Raw genomic sequence first — 22,905 nt, 5'->3', positions numbered from 1 at the left:
GTGAATATGCAGTTAATGGTTCAGGAAGAAAAATTAAGTATTTCTGTCTCGGATGCTATTTTTAAAAAAAAATTTAATTCAGCATTGATACATCAGGTTGTTACTGCTTATCTTGTTGGTTCCAGACAAGGTAGTCATGCTCAAAAAACTAAAGCAGAAGTTTCTGGTTCTGGTAAAAAACCCTGGCGTCAAAAAGGTACTGGTCGTGCTCGTGCAGGATCAATTAGAAGCCCACTTTGGAGATCTGGTGGAATTACTTTTGCATCAAAACCAACATTATATACACAAAAAATTAATAAAAAAATGTATCGTGGAGCATTAAGAAGTATTTTTTCGACGTTAATTCAACAAAACCGTTTATTTGTTTTTAAAGAATTTGATATACTGCAACCAAAAACAAAATTATTACTTGAAAAATTAAATAGTATATCATTACATGAAGCATATATTATCATTAATGATATAAATCAAAATTTATTTTTGGCATCACGTAATTTATATAAAGTTTGTGTAGAAAATGTGAAATTCATTAATCCAATTAGTTTAATTAAATTTAAAAATGTTATTGTAACTGTTGCAGCAATTAAACACATTGAGGCAATGCTCATATGATATCTGATTATAAAGTTTTTAAAGTATTGTATACACCACATATTTCTGAAAAATCAACGCGTGTTTTAAAAAAAAATAATACGATAATATTAAAAGTAGCATTAAAAGCGACTAAAAATGATATCAAACAAGCTGTAAAAAAAATATTTTCTGTTGAGATCGAGCATGTGAATACAGTGTTAATGAAAGGGAAGTTAAAAAAACGTGGTAAATACAATGTTCGGCGTAATCATTGGAAAAAAGCATATATTCAACTGAAAACAGGTCAAAATTTAGATTTTATTAATAATGTTATTTAAAGGTAAAAGTTTATTATGGTAATTGTAAAATGTAATCCGACTTCACCAGGTAGACGGCATGTGATGAAAATGTTGAATAAAGACTTATATCATGGTCGTCCATTACGATTATTGTTGCAACATAATAGTAAAAGCGGGGGTAGAAATAATCTTGGTCATATTACTACGCGACATATTGGTGGTCGGCATAAAAGAATGTATCGTATCATCGATTTTAAGCGGAATAAAGATAATATTTATGCGAAAATAGAACGTTTAGAATATGATCCTAATCGGTCTTCTAATATATGTTTGATTTTATATGCAGATGGTACTAGGAAGTATATTTTGGCTCCAAAAGGTTTATATATAGGATCTAACATTATTTCCGGGAATAAAGTGCCTATTCAAATCGGTAATAGTTTACCTATGTGTAATATACCGAACGGAACATTGATTCATAATATCGAAATTAAAGTCGGTAAGGGTGGACAAATTGCACGAACTGCTGGTAGTTCTGCTCAAATTATTGCTCATGAAAATAATTATGTTAGTGTTAGATTACGATCAGGAGAAATACGGAAAGTGGATGGTAGATGTCGAGCAACAATCGGTGAAGTCGGTAATTCTGAACATATGTTACAAATGTTAGGAAAAGCAGGATCTTCGCGGTGGCGTGGTATTCGACCAACTGTACGGGGTACAGCAATGAATCCAATTGATCATCCGCATGGGGGTGGAGAAGGTAAAAATTTTGGAAAACATCCTGTTACACCATGGGGTCAACAAACAAAAGGGAAAAAAACACGTAAAAATAAACGAACTGAAAAATTCATTTTACGACATCGTAATTATAATAAGTAATATAAGGATATGATATGCCTCGTTCTATTAAAAAGGGCCCTTTTATTGATGTTAGTTTATTTAAAAAAGTAAAAAAGTATATATTAAGTGGAAATAAAAAACCATTAAAAACTTGGTCTAGACGTTCAACAATTTTCCCTAATATGGTTGGAATGACAATTGCAATACATAATGGTAGACAACATATACCAATCTTTATTACTGAAGAAATGGTTGGACATAAGTTAGGAGAATTTGCTTTGACTAGAACTTATCGAGGACATGTCTCTGATAAAAAAATTAAAAAAAAATAGGTATAAGAGTAATTTATGGAAATTATAGCCAAATATCGTAAAGTAAAATCATCAGCTCAAAAAGTTAGATTAGTAGTAGATCTTGTGCGTGGCAAAAAAGTAAATCAAGTACTTAATATATTAAATTTTCATACAAAAAAAGCAGCACTTTTTGTGATAAAATTATTACAATCTGCTATTGCTAATGCAGAGCATAATTATGGAGTTGATTCAGATAATTTATTTATAAAAAGTATTTTTGTTGATGCTGGTCCTACTATGAAAAGAATGATGCCAAGAGCTAAAGGTCGATCAGATAGAATTTTAAAGCGTACTAGCCATATTACTATGATTTTATCTGATTCATACATTGAAGGAGAATAGTAATTATGGGTCAAAAAGTACATCCACATGGTATGCGATTAGGTATAATAAAAACTTGGAATTCCACTTGGTTTGCTCAAAAAAAAGAGTTTTCTGAATATTTAAATAGTGATTTTAAGATACGAGCTTTCTTAAATAAAAAACTTAATAAAGCATCTATTTCACGTATTGTCATTGAAAGACCTGCTAAGAGTGTTCGTGTGACTATTTATACATCTAGACCTGGTATTGTTATTGGAAAAAAAGGCGAAGATGTTGAGAAGTTAAGATTAATTGTAGCAAGTATGACTGGTTTTCCTACTCAAATTAATATTGCAGAAATAAAACAGCCTGAATTAGATGCTAAATTAATTGCAGACAATATTACAATGCAACTTGAAAGAAGAATCATGTTTAGACGAGCAATGAAACGCGCTGTACAAAATGCTATGCGTCAGGGTGCTAAAGGTATTAAAGTTGAAGTGAGTGGTAGATTGGGAGGAACAGAAATTGCTCGTAGAGAATGGTATCGCGAGGGTCGTGTACCATTACATACTTTGCGTGCAAATATTGAATATAGTTTATCTGAGGCACATACTACTTATGGTATTATTGGAGTTAAGGTTTGGGTCTTTAAAGGAGAAATTCTGGATGGTATGCAATTTTTAAAGAATGAAAATAAAAGTTTTTTAAATGAAAAAAGACAATATAGGATATTACCTAGAATACGGAGGCTATTATAATTATGCTACAGCCTAAGCGTACAAAATTTCGTAAAATGCATAAGGGAAGAAATAGAGGTATTATTTTAAATTCTGAGATTAATTTTGGAACGTTTGGTTTAAAAGCCATTACACTAGGTAGGTTAACATCACGTCAAATTGAGGCAGCAAGGCGTGCAATTACAAAATCTATGAAAAGACAAGGTAAATTATGGATAAGAGTTTTTCCAGATAAACCAATTACACAAAAACCATTAGAAGTACGTATGGGAAAAGGTAAAGGTAATGTTGAATATTGGGTGGCTTTAGTACAACCTGGAAAAGTATTATATGAAATTTCAGGATTATCGGAAGAGGAATCTCGACTTGCATTTAAATTAGCGACATCGAAATTATCTGTTAAAACAACTTTTGTAAGTAAGTGGTGATATTATGAAATTATCTATATTACATAAAAAAAAAATCGCTGATTTGCGAATTGAGCTATTAAATATATTACGTGAAAAGTTCAGTTTAAAAATACAACTCGCTTCCGGGAAATTAAAAAATAATCACATGTTACGTATAGCACGTAAAAATATTGCACGTATTAAAACAATCATTACCATAAAAAGCAGGAATAATACATGACTGTGAAGTTGAAGACATTAAAAGGAACAGTTTTAAGCAATAAGATGAATAAATCTGCTGTAGTATTGGTGGAACGATTAATTCAACATCCGGTATATCGTAAATTTATTAAAACACAAACTAAATTACATATTCATGATGAGCTTAATGAATGTTCGAATGGAGACATTGTTGAGGTATCGGAATGTCGGCCAATTTCTAAAACAAAATCATGGAAATTGATTCGAATTGTTAAAAAATCCATAATTTAGTAATTTATTTTTCGAAGACATGAATATTGACATGTCTTCCTGATTTTTAGATAATATAAATTTTATGATATATTCTTGTTATTTTATATTGAATATTAATGTATTTTGGAGTATAAAGACATTATGATACAAGAACAAACTATATTATATATTGCGGATAATTCAGGCGCAAAATCTGCTATGTGTATTCGAGTGTTAGGAGGTTCAAAAAAGCGGTATGCAAAAATTGGTGATATCATTAAGGTATCAATTAAAGAAGCAGTACCACGAGGTAAAGTAAAAAAAGGGGAAGTATTTAATGCAGTTGTTGTTCGTACAAAGAAAGGTATTCGACGTACAGATGGGTCATTAATTCGTTTTGATCATAATGCTTGTGTTATTTTAAATAATGTGAATCAACCTATTGGTACGCGTATTTTTGGTCCAATAACACGTGAATTGCGAACAGAAAAATTTATGAAAATTATTTCTTTAGCACCAGAAGTATTTTAGTAATTGTAATAATAAGGGGGGGTATATGGCTTTAAAAATTAAACGTTTAGATCGTGTTATTATTTTATCTGGTCGTGATAAAGGTAAAACTGGAATAGTACAATTCATTTCAATAAATCAGTCTAAAATTATTGTTCAAGGTATTAATTTTATTAAAAAGCATCAAAAAGGTCGTCCTGAACAGAATATTAGTGCAAGTATTATTAAGAAAGAAGCTTTAATACATATTTCTAATGTTGCTATTTTAAATCCTGATACTAAAAAAGCAGATCGTATTGGATTTAAATTTATTGATGGAAAAAAAGTACGATTTTTAAAATCTAATAATCAAATTATTAAATAATTAGTAGGATGTGATAATGATTTTATTATATAATGTTTATAAAACACATGTTGTGAAAGCATTAATGAAAAAATTTCGATATGTATCAGTTATGCAAGTACCAAATATAGAAAAAATTACTTTAAACATGGGTGCAGGAAAAGCAAATCATGATAAAAAAGTTTTAGAACAAGCAGTAAAAGATTTAATGTTAATTTCAGGTCAAAAACCAATTATAACACAATCTAGAAAATCTATTGCTGGTTTTAAAATACGACAAGGTTATCCAATAGGCTGTAAAGTGACATTACGTGGTATACGTAAATGGAATTTTTTAAATCGATTAATCACGATTGTGATACCAAGAATCCGTGATTTTCGTGGTTTTTCAAAAAAATCTTTTGATGGTCGTGGAAATTATAATATGGGGATATGTGAACAAATTATCTTTCCTGAAATTAATTATGATACTATCGATAAAGTACGTGGGTTAGATATTTCTATTACAACAACTGCATGTTCCGATGCTGAGGGTTTTGCATTACTCTCTGCGTTTCATTTTCCTTTTCAGAGATAATTTTTAAGGATTAAGATGGCTAAAGAATCAATGAAAGCACGTGAATTTAAAAGAATTAAATTAGGTAAAAAATTTTTTTTACAGCGTCAACAATTAAAAAAAATAATTTTAAATATGTCATTATCAAAAACTATACGATGGGAAGCAATGTTAAAATTACAAACTTTACCGCGTGATTCTAGTTTATCTAGACAGCGTAATCGATGTTTCCAAACAGGTCGTCCTCATGGTTTTTTAAGAAAATTTGGTTTAAGTAGAATTAAAGTCAGGGAAGCTGCTATGCGTGGTGAAATTCCAGGATTAAGAAAAGCTAGTTGGTAAATAAGATATACAGTGATTATAAAATATAAGGTGATTATATGAGTATGCAAGATCCAATATCAGATATGTTAACAAATATTCGAAATGGTCAGAAAGCTAATAAAGTAGAAGTTTGTACACCTGCCTCAAATTTTAAAATTGCTATTATAAATGTTTTAAAACAAGAAGGCTACATTGATTATTATACTGTACAAAAACAATCAAATAAAAAAGTATTAAATATTTTTTTAAAATATTTTAATGGTAAACCTGTAATTGAAGAAATTAAACGAGTTAGTAAACCAAGTTTACGCATTTATAAAAAAAAGACAACTTTACCAGTTGTGATGGATGGTTTAGGCATTGCTATCTTATCGACTTCTAAAGGTATCATAAGTAATAAAAAAGCGAATAAAATGGGTATAGGTGGAGAAATTATTTGTATAGTATCTTAAATTTAGGAGATTAAGGCATGTCGCGTATTGCAAAGAAACCAGTTTTTGTGCCTAATAATATAATAGTTACTTTAAATAAAGGTATGATTACCATTAGTAATCAAAATAAATCGATTTCACATAGCATTCATCATTCTGTTATCATTACATATGATAATAATAAAATATATTTTCAATCGAAATTAAATAAAAATGATGGTTGGATGCATGCAGGTACTACAAGATCCTTAGTAAATTCTATGATTATAGGTATAACCAGTGGTTTTTCAAAAAAATTACAATTAGTTGGTGTAGGTTATCGTGTTAGTATTGAAAAAAATAATATTATTACTATGTCTTTAGGATATTCACATATTATTAAATATGCTTTACCTAAAGATATTATAGCAGAAATTATTTCTGCAACTGAAATTATTTTAAAAAGTATGAATAAGCAATTACTTGGACAAGTAGCAGCTAATTTACGATCAAAACGTAAACCGGAAGTATATAAAGGCAAAGGTATTCGTTATTTCGGTGAACATGTACGTGTTAAAGAGGCTAAGAAAAAATAATGGTTCTTTTAAATAATAAACTATCTTCTAGGAAACGGCGAAGTTTGAAAATGCGTCATAAATTTAAATCTTTAAATGTGATACGATTAATTATACATCGTACTTCTCGTCATATATATGCTCAGATTTTTGATATAAACACTTCTACTGTTTTAATGTCTGCTTCAACATTAGAACAAGGTATACAAAGACAACTTTCTTCATATACTGGTAATAAACAATCTGCTAGTTTTATTGGTTTAATTATCGCACATCGTGCATTAAAAAAAGGTATTCAATCTGTAGTATTTGATCGTTCTGGATTTAAATATCATGGTCGCGTAAAAATATTAGCCGAGTCTGCGAGAAAAGCGGGATTAAAATTTTAAAGGATATAATACAATGATTCATTATGAAAAAAAAAATACTATTGATTTAAAAGAGAAATTAATTACAGTAAACCGCGTCTCTAAAACTGTTAAAGGAGGTAGAATTTTTTCATTTACTGCGTTAACTGTTGTCGGCAATAATAAAGGTAAAGTAGGAATAGGATATGGTAAAGCACGAGAAGTACCAGCGGCTATACAAAAGGCTATGGAGCAAGCACGTCGTAATATGATTAATATTAACATTAAAAATGGTACTTTACAACATTCTGTGCAGGGTGTACATACTAGTTCTAAAATATTTATGAAACCGGCATCTAAAGGTACTGGGATTATTGCAGGTGGAGCAATGCGAGCAGTGTTAGAAGTTGTAGGTATACATAATGTGTTAGCTAAAACATATGGTTCAACTAATCCGATTAATGTTGTTCGAGCAACCATTAATGGTTTAAAAAATATGCAATCTCCTGAAGTGATTGCTGCTAAAAGAAACAAGTCTGTTGCTGAAATTTTAGGATAAGTATATATGATAAAAAAAATTTTTATTACACAAATTAAAAGTAGTATTGGTCGTCTTCCTAGACATAAAGCAACAATGATAGGGTTAGGTTTACGACGTATTGGACATACAGTAGTAAGATTGGATACACCATCTATTAGAGGTATGATTAATCAAGTATATTATATGATTCATATTAAAAAAGGATAAAAAATTGTATTTAAATACTTTGAAATTTGCACACGGTTCTAAAAAAAAACATAAAAGAGTTGGTCGAGGAATTGGAACCGGATTTGGTAAAACATGTGGTAGGGGACATAAAGGGCAAACCTCAAGAACTGGATCAAGTATTAGAAGAGGTTTTGAAGGTGGTCAAATGCCATTATATAGACGTATTCCAAAATTTGGTTTTTTATCACGGAAACAACGTGTGACACAAGAAGTGAGATTATCTGAAATTAATAAAATCTCTGACCAATATATTAATTTGAATACATTAAAAAATTTTAATATTATTAAAAAAAATGTTAAATATGTAAAAATTATTAATAAAGGTGTTTTAGATAAAAAAATTGTAGTACAAGATATTAAAGTAACGAAAGGCGCACTAGTAGCGATTGAGATGTTAGGTGGTACAGTTAAGGAAACTGTTGTATAATATGACTAATATTACACAATTCAAATTAAACAATGTTAGTAAGACTTTGCTGGAATTAAAACACAGAATTATTTTTGTAATTTTTGCAATAATGATTTATCGAATTGGTTTTTTTATACCTGTTCCTGGTATCAATCATACTGTTTTATCGAATTTTTTAAAATTACAAAATGGTACAGTAATTGATTTGTTTAATATGTTTTCTGGTGGTGCTTTAAGCTATGCATCGATTTTTTCTTTAGGTATTATGCCTTATATTTCTGCTTCTATTATTATGCAATTATTAACATTAATGATAAAACAGTTATCTGATATTAAAAAAGAAGGTGCGTTAGGTAAAAAAAAACTTAATCAATATATACGATATATAACTTTATTTATTGCAATATTACAATCCATTGGTATTGCGTGGACTTTACCGAATATATCGAATTCTATACAAATAATTATACATCCTGATTGGTGTTTTTATTTTACTACTATATTAAGTTTATGTACTGGTACAATGTTATTAATGTGGTTAGGTGAATTAATTACTGAATGTGGTATTGGTAATGGCATTTCAATGATTATGTTTATTGGTATCATTTCTAAAATACCTTTAAGTTTGACTGGTATGATTAGTCATATGAAATTTTTACATATATCGTTTTTTTATGCATTTTTTATTATTTTGATTTTATTTTTTGTAATATTTAGTATTGTGTTTATTGAAAGTAGTTATCGAAAAGTTATTTTATATCATTCCAAGCAACGTAATTTACATAAAATGTATGTTATGCAACATACACATTTACCTTTAAAGATTAATATGTCTGGTGTAATGCCGGCGATTTTTTCTGCTAGTGTAATTCTTGTGTTATCTTTCATAATTTCATTGTTTAAGATACATTTTGGTTTTATCTTGTTTACAATGATAGAATATTATATGAAACCAGGTGAAGTATTATATATTACGTTATATGCTGTATTGATTTTTTGTTTTTGTTTTTTTTATGATAATTTAGTATGTAATCCTAGAGAAATTTCTGAAAATTTACGAAAATCTGGTATTTTTATTCCAGGTGTTCGTCCTGGTTTACAAACAACAAAATATATTAATAGTATAATCAATTGCTTAATTATTATAAATGCATTATATATTATGTTTATTATTTTGATACCGGAATTGTTTAAAATTATTTTACATGTTCCGTTTTTTTTTGGAGGGACATCGTTATTAATTATTGTTGTTGTCATTATTGATTTTGTTGCACAATTTCAAACGTTTATGATATCAAATAAATATAATGCTCTTTTAAAAAAATCTCCTTTAAATATTAAGTATTAATAATTATTTTTGAAAATATACAGTATTATTTTCACTGAAATATAGGTGGTAATATGAAAGTTCGTACATCGATTAAAAAGTTGTGTCGTAATTGTAAAATTTTAAAACGACAGAATGTACTGCGTGTGATATGTACTCAATATCCAAAACATAAACAGCGTCAAGGGTAATTTTTTAAGTTTATTTTTATAGTATGTTTTTATTTATGATAAAAATACTATTTGTTAATATCAATATAGAGGAACATAATGGCTCGTATTGCAGGAATTAATATTCCTAATAATCAACATATCATGATTGCGTTACGTTCAATATATGGTATAGGTAAAACACGTTCTAAGCGTATTTGTATGTATTGTAACATATCAGAAGTAATTAAAACTAAAGATTTAACTGCACAGCAAATAGATCTATTACGTCAGGCGATTTCTAAATTAATTGTAGAAGGTGATTTACGTAGAACATGTACTTTACATATTAAAAGGTTAATAGATCTTGGATGTTATCGTGGTTTGCGTCATCGTAGAGGATTACCTGTAAGAGGGCAGAGAACAAAAACTAATGCTCGTACTAGAAAAGGTCCTCGTAAACCAATCAAAAAATAATTTTATAGAGCATTTCAATATGGCAAAATCTACAGTTCGTTTAAAAAAAAAAATTAAAAAAAAAATTTTAGATGGTATTGCATATATACATGCATCTTTTAATAATACCATTGTTACTATTACTGATCGTCAGGGTAATGCTTTAGGTTGGGCAACTGCTGGTGGTTCAGGTTTTCGAGGATCACGGAAATCTACGCCTTTTGCAGCGCAAGTTGCTGTAGAACGATGTGTTGAATCTATTAAAGATTATGGTATTAAGAATTTAGAAGTTATGGTAAAAGGACCGGGTCCAGGAAGAGAATCAACAATTCGTGCATTGAATACTGCCGGATTTAAGATTACAAACATTACTGATGTGACTCCCATACCGCATAACGGTTGCCGTCCTCCTAAAAAGAGACGTGTATAATTAAAAAATTTTTTGAGAGACTCTCAATATGGCAAAATATTTAAAACCTAAATTAAAATTAAGTCGTCGAGAAAATACAGATTTATTTTTAAAATCTAGTTATCGTGCTATTGATTCTAAATGTAAAATTAATCAATTACCTGGTCAACAAGGTACAAGACGTACGCGACTATCTGAATATGGTGTACAATTACGAGAAAAACAAAAAGTGCGTCGTTTGTATGGTATATTAGAACGGCAATTTCATAATTATTATAAAAGAGCAACAAAATTGAAAGGCAATACTGGAGAAAATTTATTAATTTTTCTAGAAAGCAGATTAGATAATGTAGTGTATCGTTTAGGATTTGGTGCAACACGAGCAGAATCTAGACAACTTATAAACCATAAAACAATTATGGTAAATAACAATATTGTCAATGTTGCTTCTTATCAACTGTCTCAGGATGATCGTATTACAGTCCGAGCAAAGTGTAGAATGCAAAAAAGGATAAAAGCTTCTTTAGTATTAGCAGAACAAAGAGAAAAACCAGTTTGGTTAGATATTGATAAAAATAAATTAGAAGGTCGATTTACTAGAATTCCTGACCGTTCTGATTTAGCACCGGATATTAATGAACACCTGATTATTGAACTTTATTCAAAATAAATTATAAACAAATGATTGGGGAGGAGATTATATGCAAAATATTTCGATAGGTTTATTAAAACCAAGTATAGTGGATATTGAACAAATCCGATCAACGTATTTTAAAGTTACCATTGAACCTTTAGAACGAGGTTTTGGTCATACTATTGGTAATGCATTACGTAGGATATTGCTTTCTTCAATACCAGGATATGCTGTCACTGAAGTGCAAATAAAAGGTATTTTACATGAATATAGTGCTAAAACTGGTATTCAGGAAGATGTTCTTACTATATTATTGCATATTAAAGAGCTAGCAATTAGAATTATTGGTAAAGATGAAGCGGTTTTGCAAATTAAAAAATCTGGTATTGGGGTTGTTCAAGCTTCTGATATTATACATGATAGTAGTGTTGTTATTATGAATCCGCAACATGTCATTTGTAATTTAACTGATCCAACAGCATCAATTGATATGACTATGAAAGTTGAAAAGGGTATTGGTTATGTTTCTGCAGCATCTCGAATTGCATCACATGATATTAATAAACATGTTGGTTGTATATCGTTAGATACCTGCTACAGTCCTATTGAACGCATTGCATATTTTGTAGAACCTGCACGAGTAAAACAACGTACAGATTTGGATAAGTTGATTATAGAAATTGAAACAAATGGAACTATTGATCCTGAAGAAGCAGTACGTCGTGCTGCTACAATTTTGTCTGAACAATTGTCTGCATTTGTTGATTTAAATTATTTAACAAAACAACCGGTTATTGAAGTTAAAGAAAAAAAACCAGATTTTGATCCAATATTACTAAAATCTGTTGATGATTTAGAGTTGACTGTACGATCTGCAAATTGTTTAAAAGCAGAAATGGTAAATTATATTGGTGATTTGGTACAAAAAACTGAGTCAGAATTATTAAAAGCACCAAATCTTGGAAAAAAATCTTTAACGGAAATTAAAGATATATTATCTTCAAAAGGACTATCGTTAGGTATGCGTATTAAAAATTGGCCTCCAAAAAATACATAAGGTAAATATAAATAATACGTATGTTTTTATTTTTATGATTAAGGGATATACATGAGGCATAGAAAATGTGGTCGTTCTTTCAATCGTACTTCTAGTCATTATAAAGCTATGTTTGCAAATATGGTATGTTCATTATGCAAATATGAAATTATAAAGACAACGTTACCTAAAGCAAAAGAATTGCGTACTATTATTGAACCATTGATTACTATTGCTAAAATTGATTCTGTTTCTAATAGACGATTAGTGTTTTCAAGAATCAGAGATAACAGCAGTGTATTAAAATTGTTTAATGAACTTGGACCGTTTTTTATTAAGCGCCCAGGCGGATATACCCAAATTTTGAAATATGGTTTTCGATCTGGCGATAAAGCAAAGATTGCATACATGAAATTTGTTGATCGTAATATTCTATATAAAAAATAAAATTTTTTGCGTTTTACTGTATATAACGGCATATTATTGCCGTTTATATTAAAAAATTTATTATATAGTTATTATTTTATTGATTTGAAAAATTTTATTATTTGTTTGTGCGAATTGATAAACTGAAATAATTTTTTTACCCGGTATTTGTATTTTTTGGATATTTAAAATATGTTTTTTTGTTTGAACTTGCATACCATTTTTATTAATTTTAACAATTTGTCCAATGTGATATCTTAAATTTGATTTTATAATATTTGCTTGATGAATTTTAATTTTCATATTTTGAATTTCAATATACGTTCCTGGCCATGGATGAAATGCACGAATCATACGTTCTATATACTGTGCGTCTTTGAAAAAATTAATTTTTCCCATAGATTTCGATAGTTTTTTTGCATAAGTTGCTTTTTTTTCATCTTGTATTATTGGAATAATATTTTTATTTTGTATTTTTTTTAAAACCTTTAATATTACTTTTGAACCGATTTGACTTAATTTATTTAGTAAACTACTAGTTGTGTCGTCTGGAAGAATATTACAGGATTGTTGATATAGTATTTGTCCAGAATCCAGTTTTTCATCCATTTGAATAATAGTAATTCCTGTTTTTTTTTCTCCTTTTAGTATTGCCCATTGGATTGGTGCAGCACCTCTCCAATTGGGCAACAATGAAGCATGTACATTAATACATCCCATTGGAAATGCATGTAATATACATACAGGTAATATTAATCCATATGCTACAACAATCATAATATCTGCTTTTGTATGTAATATATTTATATAATCTGTTTGATTTTGGAGTGTATGAGGTTGAAAAGTAGGAATGTTATATTTACTGGCAAGTTGTTTTACCGGAGTTTGTGTAATAATGTTACCTCTTGTATTCGGTCGATCCGGTTGTGTTAAAATTCCTAGTATAATATGATGTGATAATATTAAGGTTTTTAAATAACATGCTGAAAAATTCGATGTTCCTGCAAAAATAATTCTTAATGACTGTTTTTTTTTTTGCATATTATATCTCATATATGTATTATATTATCTGTAATCAATTAGTAATATTCCAGATAGATGATCGATTTCATGTTGTATACATATAGCAAGTAATGAGTTTGCTTTAACGTATACCTGTTTACCATAGATATTTAATGCACTGATTTTAATATCCTTTGCTCTAGTAATTTTTTTACTAAATCCAGGGATAGATAAACAACGTTCTTCAGTTTGTGTTATACCGCTTGTTTGTATTTTTTTGGGGTTGATGAGTACAATTGGTGGATATTGTTCCATCATAAGATCAATAACAATAATTTGTAAATGAATATTTACTTGTGTTGCAGCTAACCCTATACCTTGTTGACTATACATAGTTTCAAACATATTATGTATTATATTATGAATTTTTTTATTTATTTTTTTAACTGGTCGTGCTATGAACCGTAATCTTTTGTCTGGGTATGTTAATATTTTTAGTATGGCCATATTAATATTATAAATCGTAAGTAATAATTTATTATTATAATGTTTTGTTAAATATATGATATATATGCATGTAATATTGTTCTTTAATGATAATATTGAATTTCATGTTAATATTTTTTTTACATATAAAGAAAATGATATTAAAATACGTTATTTATATGAATTACTTGTGAATTTTATGTATTTTTTAAATAAAGAGTATATTATTTTTTATCTTAAATTAGCAGGATTTACGATGGGTTATAACCTGATCAGTGATGATATTATAATGAATATATTGTGTTTGAAACATCGTAGTAAAAAAATTTAATTTTAGTAGCTACCTGTTGCAATGAGTTGTTTCCTTATAAAGTATAAATGCTTTGTGTTTCAAAGCAAAATTATTGTTTTCATGGCCGGATTTGATTACTTTTTTAGTTCTAGATTGCTCTGATCTTTTAAAATGGATGACTGGTTTTTCGAATTTAACTATTATTCGCATTAAAAAACGTCTTATTGTAAAAAATTATGTTATTATTTTGTAACACTTCGCATATCTATTAATGAAAATATTTCTCGTATAAGAGCCATCACGTACTACAGAAGATATATTAAGGTATCTTGGATCTGATATCCTGGTATTAGTTAGTAATACTAGGAATTTTTATATCCTTATAACATTATTAATGTTTTGACTGGAGAATATATTCGTAATGTCTATAAAAAAAAAATATAATTATATGCTTTTTGGAAATCCTGTCTGTCATTCTAAATCACCTATCATTTATCAATGTTTTGCAAAAGATATAGGGTTTATTTTTAATTATGGAAGCCAGCATGTTGAAAAAAATATGTTTGCAAACGTTATGTTAGAGTTTTTTAACACTCATGGTCAAGGTGCAAATGTTACAGTTCCATTTAAAGAGGAAGCGTATAAATTATCACATGTTGTTACGAGAAGAGCGCAAATTACTCGCTCTGTCAATGTTTTGAAAAGATTACGTAATAATGTAATTTTAGGAGATAATACAGATGGTATAGGTTTAATATATGACTTAAAGAGACTAAATTTTATTAATATAAATAAAAAAATTTTATTAATTGGTGCTGGTGGTGCAGCTCGAGGTATTATACCTAATTTACTATCTTATAATTGTTCTATTGATATTGTAAATCGCACTTTTAGTAAAGCTGATAATTTAGCTTTATATTTTAAAAAATTTGGTTATATTAAAGCTATTCCAATAGATGATTTAAAAGATTTAAATTATCATATAGTGATTAATGCGACTTCGTCTGGTATTCAGAATGAATGTAATTTTTTTCTTTCTAATTTTATTTTTTATCCGGAACGAACAGTATTTTATGACTTATATTATAATGACAAGTCTACACCATTTTTAAAATGGTATCAAGATCATGGTGGGATTTATTATGCAGATGGGATTGGTATGTTAGTTAGTCAAGCAGCATATTCTTTTTATTTATGGAACGGTATTTTTCCAAATATTCCATATGTTATTCATATTTTAAATAAAAATAAGAAGTATTGGTGTATATAGATTTTAATTAAATATAAAAAATATATTGACTATTTTATGATGTTTTGTAAGAATAATATCTTATACTTATGTGAATATGTTAAATACGTATTTATATATTTTAGTTATTTTACATTTTTTTAGTCCCCTTCGTCTAGAGGTCTAGGACATCGCCCTTTCACGGCGGCAACAGGGGTTCAAATCCCCTAGGGGACAATTTAAATTAAAAAATATGTATGCAAAAATAACATTTTATGTTAATATGTATACAGTAGAAATTAAATTTTATATTTTATATAATATAAGATATAAAATTTAAAATGTTCTTTAAAAATATAAAATTAATATAAAACAACTATGGATTGTCAGATCAAGCAAATAAGCGTATATGGTGGATGCCTTGGCAATCAGAAGCGACGAAGGACGTGCTAATCTGCGAAAAGTATCGGTAAGCTGATAAGAAGCGTTATAACCGGTAATTTCCGAATGGGGAAACCCGACATTTTTAAATGTCATTACTAACTAAATTAATAGGTTAGTAAAGCGAACCAAGAGAACTGAAACATCTAAGTATCTTGAGGAAAAGAAATCAATTGAGATTCTCTTAGTAGCGGCGAGCGAAAAGGGAACAGCCTAGAGTTATAAGCTATTTAATTTTTATTAGAATATTTTGGAAAAAATAGCGATACATGGTGATAGCCCAGTATATTAAAAAAATTAAACTAGTGAACTCAAAAAGTAGAACGGGACACGAGAAATCTTGTTTGAAGACGGGGGGACCATCCTCCAAGGCTAAATACTCCTGATTGACCGATAGTGAACTAGTACCGTAAGGGAAAGGTGAAAAGAACCCCGGTTAGGGGAGTGAAATAGATCCTGAAACCGTATACGTACAAGCAGTAGAAGCCTAATTTATCAGGTGACTGCGTACCTTTTGTATAATGGGTCAGCGACTTGTATTTTGTAGCAAGGTTAACTTTATAAGGGAGCCGTAGGGAAACCGAGTCTTAAACGGGCGTTAAGTTGCAAGATACAGACCCGAAACCCGGTGATCTAGCCACGGGCAGGTTGAAGGTCGGGTAAAGCCGACTGGAGGACCGAACCGACTGATGTTGAAAAATCAGCGGATGACCTATGGTTAGGGGTGAAAGGCCAATCAAACCGGGAGATAGCTGGTTCTCCTCGAAAGCTATTTAGGTAGCGCCTCGTGAATTCATCTTCGGGGGTAGAGCACTGTTTCGGTTAGGGGGCCATACCGGCTTACCAATCCGATGCAAACTCCGAATACCGAAGAATGTTATCACGGGAGACACACAGCGGGTGCTAACGTTCGTTGTGGAAAGGGAAACAACCCAGACCACCAGCTAAGGTCCCAAAATTATAGTTAAGTGGGAAACGATGTGGGAAGTCATAGACAACCAGGATGTTGGCTTAGAAGCAGCCATCATTTAAAGAAAGCGTAATAGCTCACTGGTCAAGTCAGCCTGCGCGGAAGATGTAACGGGGCTAAAACTATATACCGAAGCTGTGGCAATGAAAAATAATTTTTTTATTGGGTAGAGGAGCGTTCTGTAAGCCTGTGAAGAAATATTGTAAGATATTTTGGAGGTATCAGAAGTGCGAATGCTGACATGAGTAACGATAAAGCAGGTGAAAAACCTGCTCGCCGAAAAACCAAGGTTTCCTGTCCAACGGTAATCGGGGCAGGGTAAGCCGACCCCTAAGGTGAGGCCGAAAGGCGTAATCGATGGGAAACAGGTTAATATTCCTGTGCTTAATTTTACTGCGAAGGGGAAACGGAGTAGGTTAGATTATCCAGGTGACGGATATCCTGGTTTAAGCGTGTAGATATAATAATTAGGCAAATCCGGTTATTTTTAAGTTGAGGCGTGATGACGAGTTACTACGGTAACGAAGTAATTAATACCACACTTCCAAGAAAATCCTCTAAGCTACAGGTAAAATTAAATCGTACCCAAAACCGACACAGGTGGTTAGGTAGAGTATACCAAGGCGCTTGAGAGAACCCAGGTGAAGGAACTAGGCAAAATGGTGCCGTAACTTCGGGAGAAGGCACGCTAATAATAGGTGATGAAACTTGCTTTTTGAGCCGAGATTAGTCGAAGATACCAGCTGGCTGCAACTGTTTATTAAAAACACAGCACTGTGCAAACACGAAAGTGGACGTATACGGTGTGACGCCTGCCCGGTGCCGGAAGGTTAATTGAGAGAGTTAAAGTTTAAATCTTGAAGCTCTTAATCGAAGCCCCGGTAAACGGCGGCCGTAACTATAACGGTCCTAAGGTAGCGAAATTCCTTGTCGGGTAAGTTCCGACCTGCACGAATGGCGTAATGATGGCCAGACTGTCTCCACCTGGGACTCAGTGAAATTGAAATTGCTGTGAAGATGCAGTGTACCCGCGGCAAGACGGAAAGACCCCGTGAACCTTTACTATAGCTTGACATGGAATATTGATTTTTAATGTGTAGGATAGGTGGGAGACAAAGAAGACAAATCGCTAGGTTTGTTGGAGTCAACCTTGAAATACCACCCTTTAAAATTTAGTCTTCTAACCTAATACCGTAATCCGGTATAGAGACAGTGTCTGGTGGGTAGTTTGACTGGGGCGGTCTCCTCCCAAAGAGTAACGGAGGAGCACAAAGATTGGCTAATCACGGTCGGAAATCGTGAGGTTAGTGTAAAGGCATAAGCCAGTTTAACTGCGAGCGTGATAGCGCGAGCAGGTGCGAAAGCAGGTCTTAGTGATCCGGTGGTTCTGTATGGAAGGGCCATCGCTCAACAAATAAAAGGTACTCCGGGGATAACAGGCTAATACCGCCCAAGAGTTCATATCGACGGCGGTGTTTGGCACCTCGATGTCGGCTCATCACATCCTGGGGCTGAAGCAGGTCCCAAGGGTATGGCTGTTCGCCATTTAAAGTGGTACGCGAGCTGGGTTTAGAACGTCGTGAGACAGTTCGGTCCCTATCTGCCGTGGGCGTAGGAAGATTGAGGGGGGCTACTTCTAGTACGAGAGGACCGAAGTGGACGCATCCCTGGTGTTCGGGTTGTCATGCCAATGGCATTGCCCGGTAGCTACATGCGGAAAAGATAAGCGCTGAAAGCATCTAAGCACGAAACTTGCCCCAAGATAAGTCTTCCCTGAGACGAAAGTCTACTGAAGGGACGTTGAAGACTACAACGTTGATAGGCTGGGTGTGTAAGCATAGCGATATGTTGAGCTAACCAGTACTAATGACCCGAGAGGCTTGATCTTACAATACTATAGTTGTTTTATATTAATTTTATATTTTAAAAAATTTTTTGAAATATGACTTTATTGTTTATACCCTGGTAAAAATAGTGTAATGGTACCACCTGAATCCATACCGAACTCAGAAGTGAAATATTATAACGCCGATGGTAGTACGAGGCTCTCCTCGTGCAAGAGTAGGAAATTACCAGGGTATATTTTTTTATAATATCAATATTTCTTCAATATGTACTTTTTGTAAACTTTTTATCTAAACAATCTGCGTATAAATCCATCCTAAAACTCCCTTCCTTAAAATCCTATTATTAAAAACTCTTCTATTAAAAATATTAAAATCATAAATTAAAATAAAAAATTATAAATTGGAATTTTTATGTTTGTCTGTTCAGTATATTATTCTGTGTAGAATATTTTTGATCATTGTTAGAAATTATATTTTGTTTATCATTGAAATAGTGTGATAATTTTTGAATACTGTTTTTAGTGGTGAATGTAGAAACCTATATATAATTATATTGTGTTAATATCCATTTGAAAGTACTGTTACAGTTTTATTTTTTGGGTTATTAGTAAGGTAATTTTGATGTCTAAGATTAAAGGCAATGTGAAGTGGTTTAATGAATCTAAAGGTTTTGGTTTTATTACACCTGAAGATGGCAGTAAGGATGTTTTTGTGCATTTTTCTGCTATACAAAGTAATGGATTTAAGACTTTGTCAGAAGGACAAAGTGTTGAATTTGAGATTACTGAAGGTGCAAAAGGACCATCCGCGGCTAATGTTGTTAGTTTATAGTTTTTTGTTATATTCAATTAATTAATGTTTTTATTAATAAAACATATTCGCCACAGTGCAAATATTTTACTATTGTTCTGTGGTGAAATAATATTTTCATATATAACATTATAACAATATATATATATGTATAATTATATTTCTATGATATTAAAGTTTTTATATAAGAGTGAGTAATGTTAAGAATCTTTAATACGTTAACAAAAAAGAAAGAGGTTTTTTCTTCAATATTTTTCAAAATAGTAAATATATATGTATGTGGTATTACTGTATATGCTGATTGTCATATTGGTCATGCTCGGACATTTACTGTATTTGATATGATTATTCGATATTTACAATACTGCAAATATAAAGTTAAATATATTCGCAACATTACTGATATTGATGATAAAATTATTCAAGCAGCGCGTTTGAATAATGAAAGTGTAATAAATTTAACACATCGTATGATTCAATCTATGCAGCAAGATTTTTTAAATTTAGGTTTATTAAAACCCGAACTTGAACCTCGAGTAACATTACATATTCAAGATATTATAATTATCATACAAAAATTAATACAAAAAAAATACGCTTATCTTGCGCAAAACGGAGATATACTGTTTTCTATATCAAGTTATCAGAATTATGGTATATTGTCTAGACAGAAATTAAATCAATTGAAAATAAGTATAAATTATCATAATAAAGATTTTGTACATGATTTTGTATTGTGGAAAAAAGTAGATGAACATGATATACCTAATTGGAATTCACCATGGGGTTTAGGGCGTCCTGGATGGCATATTGAATGTTCTGCAATAAATTATAAATATTTTGGAAAAAATCTTGATATTCATGGCGGTGGAGTTGATTTATTATTCCCTCATCATGAAAATGAATGCGCACAATCTACTGCATTATATAATACTAAATCGTATGGAAAATACTGGATACATGTAGGTGCATTATCAATTAATAATACAAAAATGTCTAAATCTTTAAGAAATTCAATTTTGTTAAAGCATTTACTTACAATATATGATGCAGAAGTAATACGATATTTTTTTTTATTAACGCATTATCGTAAACCATTACAATATAATGTAAATAATTTAAAAAAATCAAAGATATCTTTAAGAAAATTATATACGGCTTTAGAAAAATTTGATTGTCATCATCCTGTATTAAAAACTCAATTTTCCTTAAAATATCAGTATTTTTGTATAAATTTTCATAATGCTATGTTTAATGATTTTAATACTCCATATGCAATATCGATTTTATTCTCTTTATTAAAAAAAATTAATATAGCTTTTAAAGATGAAAATCAATTTGTGACTATGCAGTTATTATATCAGTTACGCTATTTATCTAATACAATTGGTTTATTAATACAAAATCCATCAATTTTTTTAAAAAAAAATATTATTAATAATGACTAGTATATAATATTGAGATGTTTATATTCATATTTTTCTTGATATGCTTCTAATGTATTGGTTAGTAATGTTGCAACAGTCATTGGACCAACACCTCCTGGTACTGGAGTAATATAAGATACTTTTGGTAATACTTTTTGAAAATTTACATCACCAATTATTATATTTTTGGATGGTATTTGATTGATACCTACATCAACAATTACTGCTCCATATTTAATATGTGTTTCATGTAAAAAATTTGGTTTACCAACTGCTACGATTATCAAATCTGATTGGGAAATATGTGTATTTAAGTTTTTAGTAAATCGATGAGTGATAGTTGTTGTGCATCCGGATAATAATAATTCTAGCCCCATGGGACGTCCAACAATATTAGAAGCACCTATAATTGTTGCATTCATACCAGCCATATTCACATTATATTTATTTAATATTTTAATAATTCCTCTTGAAGTACAAGGTCTGAGTTTTGGTTTTTTTTGACATAAACAACCAATATTGTACGGATGAAATCCGTCAATATCTTTTCTAGGGTCAATTGATTCAATAATATTATTAGTATTGATAGTATTTGGTAATGGTAATTGTACTAATATACCATCAATTTTATCATTTAAATTTAATTTTTTAATTAAATTAATTATTTCTATTTCTGTAATTGATGTTTGTAATTTCCATTCTTCTGAAAAAAAACCGACCTGATTACAAGCGAGTCTTTTTTTTTGAACATATAATTTAGATGATGCATGATTGTCTATCCAAATTACTGCCAATCCCGGTGGTCTTTTACCGAAACGTTGTTCATATTTCACTTGTTTTTTTATGTTTTGAGTTATTTCATCAGCAAGAATAGATCCATTCATAATTTTATTTAACATATTTAATCCTAATTTTTTATTTATACTATAGATTTTAATATACTAATGTAGTATAATTTTATTTAATAAAAACTTTTAATTACTCAGTAATTTAAATAGCGCTCTTAGCTCAGTTGGATAGAGCAACGGCCTTCTAAGCCGTAGGTCATAGGTTCGAATCCTATAGAGCGTATTTTTTATATTGTATAATTATTAATATTGTATTATATAAATTATAAATTTTTATTCAGTTTTATAAATTTTTTGATTTTTGAAAATACGTTTTGTATTGATTTTTCAGTATTGATTTGGGTATATTTAGTTATTTTATTGTTTTTTATTGTATGAAAATATTTCATCATAATTTCATGCATGTTTTGATATTCACATAATCTTTGATGAATAGTTTGTATATTATCGTCAATACGGGTGGTTAATTTTTCATGAGTAATATCATCTTGTTCTGAAATATTCGGAGGATTATATTTCACATGGTATATTCGTCCTGACGGGATATGAATTCGTCTGCCTAAAATGCGTTCATATAAGATTTTTTTATTCAGAGTCAATTCTATAATATAATTAATAACGATATTTTTTTTATTCATTATTTTTGTTTGTTTGATTGTTCTTGGAAATCCATCTAATATAAAACTGTTCATGGAATTATTTTGTATTTTTTCCATGAGTAAATCAATTATTATATTATCATCTATTAACATACCAGTCTGTATTTTTTTTTTAATCAACATACCTAATTGATTTTTTTTCAGCATGATGTTACGTAATATATCACCGATGGATATTATGGGAATGTTATATTTTTGCATAATTAAATTAGATTGTGTACCCTTTCCTGATCCCGGGGGTCCGAAAATTATAATTTTCATA

At 30.1% G+C, this 22,905-nt stretch carries 33 protein-coding genes, 2 tRNA genes and 2 rRNA genes; 33 read left to right on the top strand and 4 right to left on the bottom strand.

Annotation, left to right across the window (positions count from 1 at the left end; genetic code table 11):
* Positions 1–6 precede the first annotated feature (6 nt).
* The 26 genes from rplD to rplQ all read left to right on the top strand — a co-directional run bounded on the left by rplD (position 7) and on the right by rplQ (position 12,654).
* Positions 7–612 carry a 50S ribosomal protein L4 gene (gene rplD, locus RJT54_RS01815; RefSeq protein ID WP_343128141.1) on the top strand — a complete coding sequence of 202 codons (606 nt, stop codon included), beginning with the start codon at positions 7–9 and terminating at the stop codon, positions 610–612.
* Positions 609–911 carry a 50S ribosomal protein L23 gene (gene rplW / locus RJT54_RS01810; RefSeq protein WP_343128140.1) on the top strand — a complete coding sequence of 101 codons (303 nt, stop codon included), beginning with the start codon at positions 609–611 and terminating at the stop codon, positions 909–911. Before rplD ends, rplW begins: the two co-directional genes overlap by 4 nt.
* Before the next feature lie 15 nt (positions 912–926).
* Entirely contained in the window at positions 927–1,754 is an 828-nt protein-coding gene (gene rplB / locus RJT54_RS01805; protein ID WP_343128139.1) for a 50S ribosomal protein L2, read from the top strand.
* Positions 1,755–1,768: 14 nt separating this feature from the next.
* A complete protein-coding gene (gene rpsS / locus RJT54_RS01800; RefSeq protein ID WP_343128138.1) occupies positions 1,769–2,047 on the top strand; it encodes a 30S ribosomal protein S19 in 279 nt (92 codons plus the stop codon).
* 15 nt (positions 2,048–2,062) lie between these two features.
* Positions 2,063–2,410 carry a 50S ribosomal protein L22 gene (rplV, locus tag RJT54_RS01795; RefSeq protein WP_343128137.1) on the top strand — a complete coding sequence of 116 codons (348 nt, stop codon included), beginning with the start codon at positions 2,063–2,065 and terminating at the stop codon, positions 2,408–2,410.
* A gap of 5 nt (positions 2,411–2,415) precedes the next feature.
* On the top strand, positions 2,416–3,132 hold the full coding sequence (rpsC, locus tag RJT54_RS01790) for a 30S ribosomal protein S3 (protein WP_343128136.1): 717 nt from the start codon (positions 2,416–2,418) through the stop codon (positions 3,130–3,132).
* Positions 3,133–3,134: 2 nt separating this feature from the next.
* Positions 3,135–3,539 carry a 50S ribosomal protein L16 gene (rplP, locus tag RJT54_RS01785; protein ID WP_343128135.1) on the top strand — a complete coding sequence of 135 codons (405 nt, stop codon included), beginning with the start codon at positions 3,135–3,137 and terminating at the stop codon, positions 3,537–3,539.
* 4 nt (positions 3,540–3,543) lie between these two features.
* A complete protein-coding gene (rpmC, locus tag RJT54_RS01780; RefSeq protein WP_343128134.1) occupies positions 3,544–3,741 on the top strand; it encodes a 50S ribosomal protein L29 in 198 nt (65 codons plus the stop codon).
* Positions 3,738–3,992: a 30S ribosomal protein S17 gene (gene rpsQ, locus RJT54_RS01775; protein WP_343128133.1), complete on the top strand. Its 255-nt coding sequence runs from the start codon at positions 3,738–3,740 to the stop codon at positions 3,990–3,992. The genes rpmC and rpsQ overlap by 4 nt, the downstream gene beginning before the upstream one ends.
* 123 nt (positions 3,993–4,115) lie before the next feature.
* On the top strand, positions 4,116–4,484 hold the full coding sequence (gene rplN / locus RJT54_RS01770; protein ID WP_343128132.1) for a 50S ribosomal protein L14: 369 nt from the start codon (positions 4,116–4,118) through the stop codon (positions 4,482–4,484).
* Between the two features lie 25 nt (positions 4,485–4,509).
* Positions 4,510–4,827 carry a 50S ribosomal protein L24 gene (gene rplX, locus RJT54_RS01765; RefSeq protein WP_343128131.1) on the top strand — a complete coding sequence of 106 codons (318 nt, stop codon included), beginning with the start codon at positions 4,510–4,512 and terminating at the stop codon, positions 4,825–4,827.
* Between the two features lie 16 nt (positions 4,828–4,843).
* The gene (gene rplE, locus RJT54_RS01760; protein ID WP_343128130.1) at positions 4,844–5,383 is read left to right on the top strand and encodes a 50S ribosomal protein L5; all 540 of its coding nucleotides are present in this window, start codon (positions 4,844–4,846) and stop codon (positions 5,381–5,383) included.
* A 15-nt stretch (positions 5,384–5,398) separates the two neighbouring features.
* A complete protein-coding gene (rpsN, locus tag RJT54_RS01755) occupies positions 5,399–5,704 on the top strand; it encodes a 30S ribosomal protein S14 (protein WP_343128129.1) in 306 nt (101 codons plus the stop codon).
* 38 nt (positions 5,705–5,742) lie between these two features.
* The gene (rpsH, locus tag RJT54_RS01750) at positions 5,743–6,138 is read left to right on the top strand and encodes a 30S ribosomal protein S8 (RefSeq protein ID WP_343128128.1); all 396 of its coding nucleotides are present in this window, start codon (positions 5,743–5,745) and stop codon (positions 6,136–6,138) included.
* Between the two features lie 17 nt (positions 6,139–6,155).
* Positions 6,156–6,692 (top strand): 50S ribosomal protein L6, encoded by a 537-nt coding sequence (rplF, locus tag RJT54_RS01745; RefSeq protein WP_343128127.1) that lies wholly within the window; start codon positions 6,156–6,158, stop codon positions 6,690–6,692.
* Entirely contained in the window at positions 6,692–7,060 is a 369-nt protein-coding gene (gene rplR / locus RJT54_RS01740) for a 50S ribosomal protein L18 (RefSeq protein ID WP_343128126.1), read from the top strand. The genes rplF and rplR overlap by 1 nt, the downstream gene beginning before the upstream one ends.
* A 13-nt stretch (positions 7,061–7,073) precedes the next feature.
* The gene (gene rpsE / locus RJT54_RS01735) at positions 7,074–7,577 is read left to right on the top strand and encodes a 30S ribosomal protein S5 (protein WP_343128125.1); all 504 of its coding nucleotides are present in this window, start codon (positions 7,074–7,076) and stop codon (positions 7,575–7,577) included.
* A 6-nt stretch (positions 7,578–7,583) separates the two neighbouring features.
* The gene (gene rpmD, locus RJT54_RS01730; RefSeq protein WP_343128124.1) at positions 7,584–7,766 is read left to right on the top strand and encodes a 50S ribosomal protein L30; all 183 of its coding nucleotides are present in this window, start codon (positions 7,584–7,586) and stop codon (positions 7,764–7,766) included.
* Between the two features lie 4 nt (positions 7,767–7,770).
* The gene (gene rplO / locus RJT54_RS01725) at positions 7,771–8,214 is read left to right on the top strand and encodes a 50S ribosomal protein L15 (protein WP_343128123.1); all 444 of its coding nucleotides are present in this window, start codon (positions 7,771–7,773) and stop codon (positions 8,212–8,214) included.
* Position 8,215: 1 nt separating this feature from the next.
* The gene (gene secY, locus RJT54_RS01720; protein WP_343128122.1) at positions 8,216–9,544 is read left to right on the top strand and encodes a preprotein translocase subunit SecY; all 1,329 of its coding nucleotides are present in this window, start codon (positions 8,216–8,218) and stop codon (positions 9,542–9,544) included.
* Between the two features lie 53 nt (positions 9,545–9,597).
* Entirely contained in the window at positions 9,598–9,714 is a 117-nt protein-coding gene (gene rpmJ / locus RJT54_RS01715) for a 50S ribosomal protein L36 (protein ID WP_343128121.1), read from the top strand.
* 78 nt (positions 9,715–9,792) lie between these two features.
* Positions 9,793–10,149: a 30S ribosomal protein S13 gene (gene rpsM / locus RJT54_RS01710; protein ID WP_343128120.1), complete on the top strand. Its 357-nt coding sequence runs from the start codon at positions 9,793–9,795 to the stop codon at positions 10,147–10,149.
* 19 nt (positions 10,150–10,168) lie between these two features.
* Positions 10,169–10,558 (top strand): 30S ribosomal protein S11, encoded by a 390-nt coding sequence (rpsK, locus tag RJT54_RS01705; protein ID WP_343128119.1) that lies wholly within the window; start codon positions 10,169–10,171, stop codon positions 10,556–10,558.
* A gap of 28 nt (positions 10,559–10,586) precedes the next feature.
* Positions 10,587–11,207 (top strand): 30S ribosomal protein S4, encoded by a 621-nt coding sequence (gene rpsD / locus RJT54_RS01700; RefSeq protein ID WP_343128118.1) that lies wholly within the window; start codon positions 10,587–10,589, stop codon positions 11,205–11,207.
* Positions 11,208–11,238: 31 nt separating this feature from the next.
* Entirely contained in the window at positions 11,239–12,228 is a 990-nt protein-coding gene (locus RJT54_RS01695) for a DNA-directed RNA polymerase subunit alpha (protein WP_343128117.1), read from the top strand.
* Positions 12,229–12,279: 51 nt separating this feature from the next.
* Positions 12,280–12,654, top strand: a complete 375-nt coding sequence (rplQ, locus tag RJT54_RS01690) for a 50S ribosomal protein L17 (protein ID WP_343128116.1) — start codon at positions 12,280–12,282, stop codon at positions 12,652–12,654.
* Positions 12,655–12,714: 60 nt separating this feature from the next.
* On the opposite strand, the gene fmt is transcribed toward rplQ, so the two are convergent.
* Together fmt and def are read right to left on the bottom strand one after the other, a co-directional pair.
* A complete protein-coding gene (gene fmt, locus RJT54_RS01685) occupies positions 12,715–13,674 on the bottom strand; it encodes a methionyl-tRNA formyltransferase (protein ID WP_343128115.1) in 960 nt (319 codons plus the stop codon).
* A gap of 24 nt (positions 13,675–13,698) precedes the next feature.
* Complete coding sequence (def, locus tag RJT54_RS01680; protein WP_343128114.1) at positions 13,699–14,142, bottom strand: peptide deformylase; 444 nt, start codon at positions 14,140–14,142, stop codon at positions 13,699–13,701.
* 692 nt (positions 14,143–14,834) lie between these two features.
* On the opposite strand from def, the gene aroE reads away from it, so the two are divergent.
* The 6 genes from aroE (at position 14,835) to cysS (ending at position 21,157) form a co-directional block, all read left to right on the top strand.
* Positions 14,835–15,683, top strand: coding sequence for a shikimate dehydrogenase (gene aroE / locus RJT54_RS01675; RefSeq protein ID WP_343128113.1), 849 nt, complete (start codon positions 14,835–14,837; stop codon positions 15,681–15,683).
* A gap of 122 nt (positions 15,684–15,805) precedes the next feature.
* Positions 15,806–15,878: transfer RNA gene (locus tag RJT54_RS01670), tRNA-Glu, on the top strand.
* Positions 15,879–16,030: 152 nt separating this feature from the next.
* Positions 16,031–18,940 (top strand): 23S ribosomal RNA (locus RJT54_RS01665).
* 73 nt (positions 18,941–19,013) lie between these two features.
* Positions 19,014–19,130 (top strand): 5S ribosomal RNA (gene rrf / locus RJT54_RS01660).
* A gap of 390 nt (positions 19,131–19,520) precedes the next feature.
* Positions 19,521–19,730 (top strand): transcription antiterminator/RNA stability regulator CspE, encoded by a 210-nt coding sequence (cspE, locus tag RJT54_RS01655; protein WP_158349571.1) that lies wholly within the window; start codon positions 19,521–19,523, stop codon positions 19,728–19,730.
* Between the two features lie 176 nt (positions 19,731–19,906).
* The gene (cysS, locus tag RJT54_RS01650; protein WP_343128112.1) at positions 19,907–21,157 is read left to right on the top strand and encodes a cysteine--tRNA ligase; all 1,251 of its coding nucleotides are present in this window, start codon (positions 19,907–19,909) and stop codon (positions 21,155–21,157) included.
* Here cysS and folD read toward each other — a convergent pair.
* Complete coding sequence (gene folD, locus RJT54_RS01645; RefSeq protein WP_343128111.1) at positions 21,154–22,035, bottom strand: bifunctional methylenetetrahydrofolate dehydrogenase/methenyltetrahydrofolate cyclohydrolase FolD; 882 nt, start codon at positions 22,033–22,035, stop codon at positions 21,154–21,156. The genes cysS and folD overlap by 4 nt on opposite strands.
* Before the next feature lie 98 nt (positions 22,036–22,133).
* Here folD and RJT54_RS01640 point away from each other — a divergent pair.
* Positions 22,134–22,207, top strand: a tRNA-Arg gene (locus tag RJT54_RS01640).
* A 40-nt stretch (positions 22,208–22,247) separates the two neighbouring features.
* Here RJT54_RS01640 and RJT54_RS01635 read toward each other — a convergent pair.
* Entirely contained in the window at positions 22,248–22,904 is a 657-nt protein-coding gene (locus RJT54_RS01635; RefSeq protein WP_343128110.1) for a nucleoside monophosphate kinase, read from the bottom strand.
* Position 22,905 lies beyond the last annotated feature (1 nt).

The sequence above is a fragment of the Buchnera aphidicola (Takecallis taiwana) genome (assembly GCF_039355125.1).
GTDB lineage: Bacteria > Pseudomonadota > Gammaproteobacteria > Enterobacterales > Enterobacteriaceae > Buchnera_L > Buchnera_L aphidicola_AG.
This window is presented reverse-complemented; position numbering and strand designations above follow the sequence as displayed.